The organism is Dactylosporangium cerinum (assembly GCF_042653625.1).
Taxonomy (GTDB): Bacteria; Actinomycetota; Actinomycetes; order Mycobacteriales; family Micromonosporaceae; genus Dactylosporangium; species Dactylosporangium cerinum.
Window position 1 is genome coordinate 484,060 of sequence record NZ_JBHSIU010000046.1, and the last position, 10,068, is coordinate 494,127.

The following is a 10,068-nucleotide window of genomic DNA, read 5'->3' on the forward strand; positions in this document are numbered from 1 at the left end:
TCGCTGTTGGGCGGGGTGCTGCCAGGCACCGCGGTGAGGCAGATTCCACGAGCACAGGTCCGTGTGATGGCGGCGACAGTCGCTCCGTGTACTTGTGCACGAACGCTCAGTCCCGTTTCGCAAAGACTCCTTGATGTCAACGTCCCACCCAACGACATCGGAGTACCGGATGCGAATCACGACCATGAAGGTGTTCTTCGGATTGACGGCCGCCGCTGCGGCGGCGTTGCTGGTGACCGGTTCCGCCTCGGCTGAGCCGTCCCAGGCCGCAGCGGCATCGGCCACCACCACGACGACCTACTACGACACGCTCACCGCGCAGCACAGCGGCGACGGCCTGGCCGTGAACCGTGGCGTCACCATCAACGGTGAGCCGATCGTTGCCTGGCCGAGCCACGTGAGCCAGCACAACACACAGTTCTCGCTCGAAGGCGTCGGGGCGTCACCGGCGGCCGGCTACAGCGGCACGTTCCTGCTGCGGGCCCGCCACTCCGGCCAGTGCATCGACGTGGCCGGAGCCATCGTGTCCGGCGCCGCCCTGGTCCAGCAGCCGTGCGACCCGGGCAAGCTCTCCCAGCAGTGGTACTACGGTCCCGCTTCCGAGACCGGCAGCGACGCGTACCGCTACGTGTACAACCGTGCGTCGGGCCTGCCCAGCTCCGCCGGCGTGAAGGTCATGAAGGTCGCCGGTGGCGGCGGCGCGGGCACGGCCGTCGTGCTCGCGGCGAAGGACCTGTTCGGCAGCTCCCGTTTCGCCATCCGGGCGCCGTTCAAGGTGACCACCACCACCGAGGTGCTCAACTGACCAGAGAACGCTGACAGGGCTGCCGGTCACGACCTCCGAGTCGTGACCGGCCCCGCCGTTGCGGCATCCGGCTGAACGCCCTGGCGGCGTCCCACGGTCTGACCTGGAGCTGCTGGTCGATCACGTGGACGGCGCCGCAGCCACGGTTAGCGCCGGTGCATCACGTCCTGGAGTACTCCGCGTGGATGTCGCCGCCGTACAGCCGCCAGATGAAGTCATTCATCCGCGCCGCGGCCGGGCTGTGCCGGGCCAGGATCTCCGCCACGACCGGCGGCACGTCCTGCGGGATGTCGCCGGTCGCGAACCGGTCGACGTACGCGTTGCGGGCCGCGACGCCCTCGCCCACCGGCACCTCGCACACCTCGGTCACCAGCCAGTTCACCAGCCGCATCGCCGCGTAGTCGGCGTCGTGGCCCCGGTTGCGCTCGACGAAGGCGCGCTCGGCGGCCGACAGGTCGAACCGCGGTGACGTGGCGAGGCCGAAGTCGACGAGGTAGATCCGCTCGTCGTCGGCCCGGATGTTGCCGAAGTGCCCGTCCATGTGCAGGATTTCGCGGGTACCGAGGAAGCCCACGATGTCGAACAACTGCCGCTCGATGGTCGCGGCCCTCGCCACCGCGTCGGTCAGCGTGTCGGGCAGTGCGAACGGGGCGAACTCGAGGAACAGCACGAGGCTCGAGGTCGCCGCCGCCAGCTCGTCGAAGCGGGTGCGCACGGCCCGGCTACCGTCGAAGTGGGCGACGACGGCGTCGACGTCGAGGTGCTCGTCCGCGACGGGCGGGCGGCCGGGCAGCACCCGCCAGTGATGCAGCAGCGCGAAGCACTCAGCCTCACCGGCGAGCACCCCTTCGGTGACGGCGAGGTTCGCGGCCAGTTCCCGCCACGCACTGAAGCCGGGCCCGGCCACGCTGTGCATGCCGTACTGGCAGAACACCGGCACGTCGAACAGGTTCGCCGTGCTGTGCGGATGGGCCAGCTCCCGGTCCGTGATCGGGATCCGTTTGGCGAACACCGGCACGCCCTCGACGTCGATCACCGACGACCCGCCGCCGACACCGACGGCGCCGGCGGGCGCGGCTTGCAGCAACGCGGCCAGCTCGTCGTCGGTGCGACCCGCGAGGGCGGCGGAAACACGGTCGTGGCGGAGGCTCCGGTCAGTAGGCATCGCCACCGATCATGCCCGTCAGGAGGGCGCGCCGCTCGGGCGGGGGCCGCCGGGACCACCAGAGCCACCGGGACCACCAGAGCCGCCCGGACCACCAGGGGCGCCGCCGCCGGGCATGCTGCCGCCGGTCGGTTTGGTGGCGGTGTCGACCCCGACGGTCAGCGAGACCGCGTAGCCGCCCGCGACGTCGCCGGTGACGGTGCCGAGCTGGCTGACGCCGTCGTCGTCGCCGAAGACGTTGTCGTCCTGGAGGGTGACCTGGGCGAGGTTGGTGATCGACGCCTGGTAGCCGGTGGTGGCGTACACCGTGTCGGCGACATCCTTCGGCAGCGCCACCTGGGATGTGGCGATCGCGTTCGTGGCGGCGGTGATGCCGGCCTGGTCCGGGTACACCTCGAAGTGGATGTGCGGCCAGCGCCCCGAGTAGCAGGCCGGGAAGATGCTGGTGAAGCGGACCTTGCCGGCAGCGTCGGCGACCTGCACGCCACGCAGGTAGTTCTGGTCGGTGACACCCTCGGAGTACAGCGAATACCGGCCCTCCCGGTCGCAGTGCCACACGTAGACGGCGACACCGGCGAACGCCTTGCCGCCGTTGGCAAGGTCCTTGATCGTCAGTTCGAGCGTCATCGGTACGCCCTGGGCCGTGCCGCTGGCGGTGCCGAAGCTGGACCGGATATCGCTGCGCACGATCCCGCTCTGCTGCAGGACGTTCGGCCCGTTCGATCCGTCGCCAGGATATGGGCCGGCGGTCTCGTCCGGGATCTCTCCGGACGACCCGGCGGACCCGGCGGACCCGGTGGACCCGGTGGACGACGACGTGCCCGTCTCGGAGGTCGGGTCGCTGCCGCACGCGGCCAGCCCGACCGCGGCGGCGCCGATGCCGAACACCCGCAGGATCTGCCGGCGCCCCATCAGGGTCCCGAGGTCGAACCCAAGCCCCTGGTCGACGAGCTCCTCATCGGGCCGGGCCAGCGGCCGCCCCTGGAAAGTCGGCTGGTTCCGCATCGTTCCTCCGCTCACTACGCACAGTTTTGCCTGGTCAGCACCCACTGTGTCGGTGAACGTGTACAACCAGCCGTGACCCAGCTGTGAACCGCCTGCGAACGCGTCAGGGCACGAGCAGCGCCTGCAGCGCGCCGCTCGTCGTGGCCACGATCGCGTCGAGGTCTTCGTCGGCGATGGTCGGCACGCGCACAACGCACCGCGCGACGATGATGCCCATCAGCATGGCCGAGGCGAGACCGACCCGCAGCCTGGTGTCATGATCGTCGCGCAGGTGGGCGTGTACGCCCCGCATCAGCCGCGCCTCGATGAAGTCCCGTAGTTGCGCCGCCGCCTGCTCCTGGGCGATCGCCCCGCGCAGCATCGCCAGCAGCGGCCCGGACGCCTCCGGGTCCTGCTCCCAGACGCTGAGGAAGGCGCGGGCGACGCGCTCCCCGAGGCCGTCCGCCGGGCCGCCCCAGGCGTCGGTCATGCGCTCCAGCGCCGCCGGCGGCACGGACAGCACGGCGCCGAACAGCTCGTCCTTCGACTTGAAGAACTGGATGACGAGCGACGCGTCCACGCCGGCGTCCGCGGCGATCTTCCGGATCGTCGTGGCGGTGAAGCCGTCCGCGGCGAACCGGGCCCGGGCCGCGTCGAGGATCGCCTGCCGGGTCTCGCTCTGCCCCGGCCGGCGCCCACGCCGACCGCGGGCGGGCGCTTCATCCGGGCTCGACGGCATGCCCCAGATTATGCCGCCTTCCACCTGCACCTCCGGCGCGGCCACCGCACCCGCATCACCAGACGGCAGTCGTGGACCGGTCGTCGTAGTACTGCTTGTTGCGGGTGACGAACTCCCGCACGCTCATCGGCTCGGTCCCGCCGATCGTGCGCACCACGTCGTTGGTACCGGCGAACACCCCGTTGCGGTAGTCGACGGCGACGGCCCGCAGGTGCTGGATGATGTGCTCGCCGAAACCGCGGTCGCGCAGCTGCTCGCCGAACTCGTCGAGGCTGACCGGCACGTACCGGACCTCCCGGCCGAGCGCCGCCGACATCTCCGCCGCGATCTCGTGGTGGTTCAGTTCCTCGTGGCCGAACAGCCGGTACACCCGCCCCGCGTGCGGCGCCGGCTCCCGCAGGATCGCGGTGATGACGCGGGCCTGGTCCTCCGCGGCGATCGGCGCGTGCCGCCCGTCACCGAACGGCAGCCGCAGCGTCCCGTCGGGCTGGTAGAAGGAGATCAGCCACTCGGCGAAGAACGTCGGCCGCAGGTGCGTGACCGCGACCGGCGACCAGTCCAGAACCCGCTCGGCCAGCCAGTGCTGCCGCGCCGCGTGGCTGCCCGCCTCCCGGCGCGCGGAGATCTGCGACATGTTCACCACAGCCGCGACCCTGGCCTCCGCGGCCGCCTGCGCGAAGATCGTGGTCGCCTCCAGCAGCCCCGGGATGATCGGATAGGTGAAGTAGGCGGCCGTGACGTCGCGGGTCGCGGCGCTCACCGCGGCCGGATCGAGCAGGTCCGCGACCATGACCTCAGCACCCGCCGCGGCCAGCTCCGCGGACCGCGCGTCGGCCCGATGCACGAGCGCCCGCACCGGCGCGTCACGATCCCGCAGCTGACGGACGGCGTACGCGCCGGTCTTGCCGGTCGCCCCGGTGACCAGGAACAGATCTGCCATGCCCGCACACTGACCCGCAACGGCCACCCGCAAACGTCACGAACCACCCTTGGCGCCGGCCGCCACGGGTGAGAATCGGGTGGTGCGGACGCTGTTCGAGCAGGCCATCCCGGGTGCACCACCACCTGTTCTACATCCGCAGCGGCATCGATGACCGCGACGGCATGGGCGTCGGCGAGCTCTCACAGCTCGTTGTCGATGAAGGCGAAGATCTCATCGGCAGTAGCCGATTTGAGCTTCTCCGCGACGTTCGCACCATCTGCATCCGGTGTCTGGCTGAATTTGGCGAGGAGGGCCTCAAGGCGTGACGTGATGCCCGAAAGATCGGCGGGGTTCGCGGCCGACATGACGGCCTCGAGCCGATCAAGCTCGGCGGACACTGAGCCGCCCTGGGGCGTCCCAGCGACCTGCTTTGTCACGTAGGCGGCCAGCGCAGCAGGGGTCGGGTGGTCGAACACCAAGGTGGCCGGTAGCCGCAGCCCGGTCACGGTCCCTAGCCGGTTGCGCAGCTCCACCGCGGTCAACGAGTCGAATCCGGCCTCGGTGAATGCCCGGTCTGGGTCTACCGCGGCGGGGCTGACGTGGCCCAGGACCGCGGCGACCTCGCCGCGGACCACGTCCAGGACCAGCGTCTGCTGCTCTGTGACGGGTATTCCGGTGAGGCGCCGGGCCAGGACGGACCCACCCGTAGACGTGCTGGCCTGGGCCCGGCGGGCTGGACGTCGCACCAGAGCGCGGAGCAGCGCCGGGACCGGACCCGCCGCAGCCGAGGACCGCAAGGATCTGACATCCAGCAGCGCCGGGACCAGGTTCGCCGGCGCGGACAACCCGGCCAACACCGCTGTGTCGAGCAACTCCAGACCCTGCTGTGCACTCAACGCCGTCACACCCGAACGGCTCATCCGGGCCAGATCGGTGTCGCTGAGGTGACCGGTCATCCCACTGGCCTGTTCCCACAACCCCCACGCCAGGGACACCCCGGGCAGGCCCGCAGCCCGGCGGGTCTGCGCCAACCCGTCCAGGAACGTGTTCGCCGCGGCGTAGTTGCCCTGACCAGCAGCACCGAGCGTGCCCGCCACCGAGGAGAACAACACAAACGCCGACAGGTCCAGATCCCGGGTCAACTCATGCAGATGCCACGCCCCATCCACCTTCGGCCGCAACACCACATCAACCCGCTGCCGGGTCAACGCCGAAACCACCCCGTCATCCAACACACCAGCCGCATGCACCACCGCCGTCAACGGCCGGTCGTCCGGCACACCGGCCAACACCGCCGCCACCGCACCCCGATCAGCCACATCACACGCCACCACCTGCACCAATGCACCCAGACCCGCCAGCTCCTCCTGCAGCTGCACCGCCCCCGGGGCATCAAGGCCACGGCGGCTGGTCAACACCAGATGCCGCACCCCATGCCGGACCACCAGATGCCGGGCCACCAACGCCCCCACACCCCCGGTCCCCCCAGTCACCAACACCGTCCCAGCGCCGAAACCACCACCAGCACTGTCGTGCGGTTCGGTGACGTCGATGCCTTCCCGGGGTGCCAGTGTGGTCCGGGCCAGCCGGGGAGCGAAGGCGTTGCCGTCACGGATCGCCAGCTGCGGCTCATCCCCGCCCAGTAGCGTCGGCAACACCCGCCGAGACGCCGGCCGGTCATCCACATCCACCAACACGAACCGATCCGGATGCTCCGACTGCGCCGCACGCACCAACCCCCACACCGGCGCCTGCACCACATCAACACCACTGCTGTCGTTGACAGGACCGGTCCCAGCGGCGCCGGCGTCGACGGCGACCGCGTTCTGGGTCAGGACCACCAGCCGGGCCGCGACCAGCTGGTCATCGGCCAGCCAGGACTGCAGAAACTCCAACACCCAACCCGTCGCCGCCCGCACTCGCTCGCCGGTCTCACCATCAGCAGGGACCGGGATGTCTGCGGCCAGCACCAGATCAGGCACCGGCGCGCCATCAGAGACTGCCTGCCGCAACCCGGCCAAGTCCGGATACTGCTGCACCCCCGCCCCGACCGACCGCAAGCCAGCAGCCAAGCCCGACCCGTCCGGACCGACCACCGCCCACCGCGCCTCAGCCGACACTGCCGCAGCCCCGGCCGGGACCAACCAGTCGACCTGGAACAGACGGTCACCGAAGGCCGGGGCAACACCACCCGTGATGTTCAGTTGTTCGGCAGTGACCGGACGGAGCACCAGCGATTCCACCATCGCCACCGGCATACCGGTCCCGTCGGCCACCGCCAGCGCCACCCCGTCATCGCCTGCCTGCGTCAACCGGACCCGCAACACCGCGGCGCCGGCAGCGAACAACGACACGCCGGACCACGCGAACGGCAACCGCAAGTCCCCGTCGATACCGTCGCTGTCGGGCTGTTTGGCATCGAGCAACGTTGGATGTCGGGCTGCGTCCAGCAGGGCCGGGTGTATCGCGAACAGGCCGGCCTCCTCAGCGGCCGGTTCAGGCAGGGCGATCTCGGCGAAGACCTCGCCATCGCGGCGCCACACGGCCTGCATACCTTGGAACACCGGTCCGTACCCGAACCCGGACTCCGCCAACCGCTCATACACGCCGTCGACATCCACCGGTACCGCGCCCTGCGGAGGCCACACCGTCAAGTCAAACGCGGGCGTCGGCATCGCCGGGGACACCACACCGGTGGCGTGACGCACCCAGACATCACCGTCACCATCACCGTCGCTCTGGTCGGTCTCGGGGCGGGAGTAGATGTTGACCGGACGCCGGCCCGACTCCTGCGGTCCACCGACCCACACCTGCACCTGCACCGCACCATCCGGCGGCAGGACCAGCGGCGCCTGTATCTCGCTAACCGTACAAAAGGGACTATGGCGACACATTCTTCAGTGTCTTTCGTGTCCTGAGCCGTCGCGACACCTTGCTATGGACAGGCCGTCGGTGCACGGCGTGCCTGGGCATCGACGCCTTGCAGGTCCTTGTCGGCAGGGTGAGTAACTGGACTCCGGCAAGGGAGCAACGTCCGTGTTCCTGGCCCGTGAGTACGGCGTCTGGGTCGTGGCGGCCGACTGGTGGATCGCGCCGGATGAGGCAGCGGCCGTGTTTGCCGACGCTGGCGTTTCTGGCCAGGTGACCGCCGTGCGGGCCGAGGCGCACAACCTGCCGTTCGGGAAGAACAGCTTCGACGCCATCGTCATCATCGACACGTTCAAGTATTTCGGCGCGTTTGACTGGTACCTGCCATACCTCGCGGGGTTCCTGCGGCCCGGCGGCCAACTCGGAGTGGCGACGCCGGGAATGACCCAGGAGGTCCGGGAACTCGGGGCGATCCGCGAGCGCATCAAGGAACTGTTCGGCTGGGAGCCGATCGCCTGGCACACCGCCGAGTGGTGGCGCTTTCAGTGGGAAGTCACCGAACTCGTGACCGTCACATCGGCACGACTGCAGGAAGATGGCTGGCGGGACTGGCTGCTATGGACACAGGCAGCGGCCGAGCACACAGGCGACTGGACTGGCTCACCAAACAATCGCCAGGCGGTGATCGACCTACTCGCCGCCGACGCCGGCGAGTTCCTCACCTTCGCGATGGTGACAGCGAGGAAGAACTGATGAGCAAGCTCCGCGCAGTCCGCTGTGGACAATGAGCCTTTCCAAGCTGATCTTGCAGCTCAGGGCAGGTATGGTAGACCCGGTGATCGATGGGTGCGAGGCTCCAGGTAGGACAGTTGTCGACCAAAACCTGTGGAGCGGCCGGTCGCCGAGGCTTCCGCGCCGACCGAGCCGCGCACTTATCGGCAAGTGCGGTACCCCTGGGCGGCCGGGCGAATGTGTTGCCGAGTGGCAGCCCGGTCATACACCCTTTGGTGCAGCAGACGTCGCCGGGCACAGACAGAAGGAGCTCCTGTGAGGAAGAACGAGCCGACGGCAGGCCAGCCCCAGGGACAACAGGCGAATACGAGAGCGACGCTGACCGGCCCCGAACCGTTGCCGGCGGACATGACCGGTGCGGCGAGCTCAGCGAAGGCGGCCGTCGGCGACGTGCCGGTCTTCGCGTACATCGAAAGCCTTCCGCAGCCCCAACGGGGTATCGCGGAAAAAATCGATGCTCTCGCGGCCAGTACGTTGCCGGACGTCAAGCGGGCGGTGAAATGGGGGCAGGCGTACTACGGCGTCGGTAAGGGGTGGTCTTTCAGCTGCGGCGCCTTCGCCGACCACGTGAAGCTCATGTTCATCAACGGTTCGACACTGCTGGACCCGGTACCGCCGGTGACTCCAATCGGCATGGGCAAGGCAACCCGCGGCGTGGAGCTGGCGTCCGAGAAAGACCTCGACGAGCCCCAGATCGCTGCGTGGATGAAACAGATCACCGCCACGGCGGGCTTGGGCGGCATGGGGCGCTCAACCAAGTAGGGCTCGGGGCCACGCTCATAAGGCGACGTGTATCGCTGACGAGGGTTGCGCCTCGTCAGCACCACATTCTGTGCGGCAGCGTCCGATGGTCCTGGAGTGGACGACGCCCATAAATACCTGGGCACCCTTCCGACAAATCGAAGGATACCCAGTTCACTGGCACGGCCGGTGTTGTCCGGGAGTGTCCGATTTGATTACGGTTTGCCAGATGCCGCAGAAGGTGTTTCTAGGCGAGGTTGCGGAGCTGTCCCGGACTCGTGGTGCGGTTGCGGTCCTGAGCTGGGAGTCGTCTTCTAGGAAGGTGACGTCTCGTGTCCAATGAGCCACTTTCATCGTGCGTGGCGGCCGGTCTCGACGTGGTGCAGAACGAGGATGGCCTGCACGATCGTGGTGGCTCGGCGCGGGCAGCAACGCAACTTTGCGAGGACTTTCCAGGTCTTGAGGGCGGCGATCGCCCGCTCGCCGCAGGCGCGGATCTTGGCGTGCGCCTTGTTCACCGCCTTCTGCCGGCGAGATAGTCTCAGCCGGTGCCGGTGGCGCTTGAATGGTGTGCGGACCGTCCCGCCGGCGCCTTGGTAGCCCTTGTCAGCGAACGTCATGACGTCGGCGCTGGTCAGGATGTCGATGATGCCGTGGGTGCGGGCTGCGGTCAGGTCGTGGACCGAGCCCGGCAGCGCCGGCGACGCCCAGACGAGTCGTCCAGCGGCATCGGCGATGACCTGCACGTTGACCCCGTGTCGGTGATGCTTGCCGGAGTAGTACGGCCGCTGATCGGCGACGCGATCGATCGGAATGAGCGTGCCGTCCAGGATCGCGAAGGCGACGGCACGGATGCGTGCCATGGCCGCGGCCAAGTCATCGGCGGCCGCGGCGAGCAACGTGATCGCCTCCCGCACGTATCGCCAGGCGGTGGCGACCCCGATCCCGAACCCGGCGGCGAGGCGCGTGTAGGTGTCGCCGTTGCGCAGGTGGGCCAGGGCGAGCAGCGCCTGCCGGCCCGGGTCGAGGCGCCGCCACCGGGATCGATGCTG

Annotated in this window: 9 protein-coding genes; 3 read left to right on the forward strand and 6 right to left on the reverse strand. The window is 69.1% G+C overall.

From position 1 onward, the window contains the following. The first annotated feature begins 169 nt into the window (after window positions 1-169). A complete protein-coding gene (locus ACFPIJ_RS36065) occupies window positions 170-805 on the forward strand; it encodes an RICIN domain-containing protein (RefSeq protein ID WP_380122050.1) in 636 nt (211 codons plus the stop codon). 160 nt (window positions 806-965) lie between these two features. Here the strand turns inward: ACFPIJ_RS36065 and ACFPIJ_RS36070 are convergent, their stop codons facing one another. The 5 genes from ACFPIJ_RS36070 to ACFPIJ_RS36090 all read right to left on the reverse strand — a co-directional run bounded on the left by ACFPIJ_RS36070 (window position 966) and on the right by ACFPIJ_RS36090 (window position 7,437). Beyond that, window positions 966-1,970, reverse strand: a complete 1,005-nt coding sequence (locus tag ACFPIJ_RS36070; protein ID WP_380122052.1) for a protein kinase family protein — start codon at window positions 1,968-1,970, stop codon at window positions 966-968. An 18-nt stretch (window positions 1,971-1,988) separates the two neighbouring features. After that, window positions 1,989-2,975, reverse strand: coding sequence for an intradiol ring-cleavage dioxygenase (locus ACFPIJ_RS36075; protein WP_380122054.1), 987 nt, complete (start codon window positions 2,973-2,975; stop codon window positions 1,989-1,991). A 103-nt stretch (window positions 2,976-3,078) separates the two neighbouring features. Then, complete coding sequence (locus ACFPIJ_RS36080) at window positions 3,079-3,693, reverse strand: TetR/AcrR family transcriptional regulator (protein ID WP_380122056.1); 615 nt, start codon at window positions 3,691-3,693, stop codon at window positions 3,079-3,081. 55 nt (window positions 3,694-3,748) lie between these two features. After that, window positions 3,749-4,633: an NmrA family NAD(P)-binding protein gene (locus ACFPIJ_RS36085; protein WP_380122058.1), complete on the reverse strand. Its 885-nt coding sequence runs from the start codon at window positions 4,631-4,633 to the stop codon at window positions 3,749-3,751. Window positions 4,634-4,815: 182 nt separating this feature from the next. Further along, window positions 4,816-7,437 carry a type I polyketide synthase gene (locus tag ACFPIJ_RS36090; protein ID WP_380122060.1) on the reverse strand — a complete coding sequence of 874 codons (2,622 nt, stop codon included), beginning with the start codon at window positions 7,435-7,437 and terminating at the stop codon, window positions 4,816-4,818. Window positions 7,438-7,624: 187 nt separating this feature from the next. On the opposite strand from ACFPIJ_RS36090, the gene ACFPIJ_RS36095 reads away from it, so the two are divergent. After that, complete coding sequence (locus tag ACFPIJ_RS36095) at window positions 7,625-8,236, forward strand: SAM-dependent methyltransferase (RefSeq protein WP_380122095.1); 612 nt, start codon at window positions 7,625-7,627, stop codon at window positions 8,234-8,236. Between the two features lie 294 nt (window positions 8,237-8,530). Beyond that, window positions 8,531-9,037 carry a DUF1801 domain-containing protein gene (locus ACFPIJ_RS36100; RefSeq protein WP_380122062.1) on the forward strand — a complete coding sequence of 169 codons (507 nt, stop codon included), beginning with the start codon at window positions 8,531-8,533 and terminating at the stop codon, window positions 9,035-9,037. A 329-nt stretch (window positions 9,038-9,366) separates the two neighbouring features. Here the strand turns inward: ACFPIJ_RS36100 and ACFPIJ_RS36105 are convergent. Beyond that, a partial coding sequence (locus tag ACFPIJ_RS36105; RefSeq protein WP_380122064.1) for a transposase family protein occupies window positions 9,367-10,068 on the reverse strand: 702 nt, incomplete at its 5' end.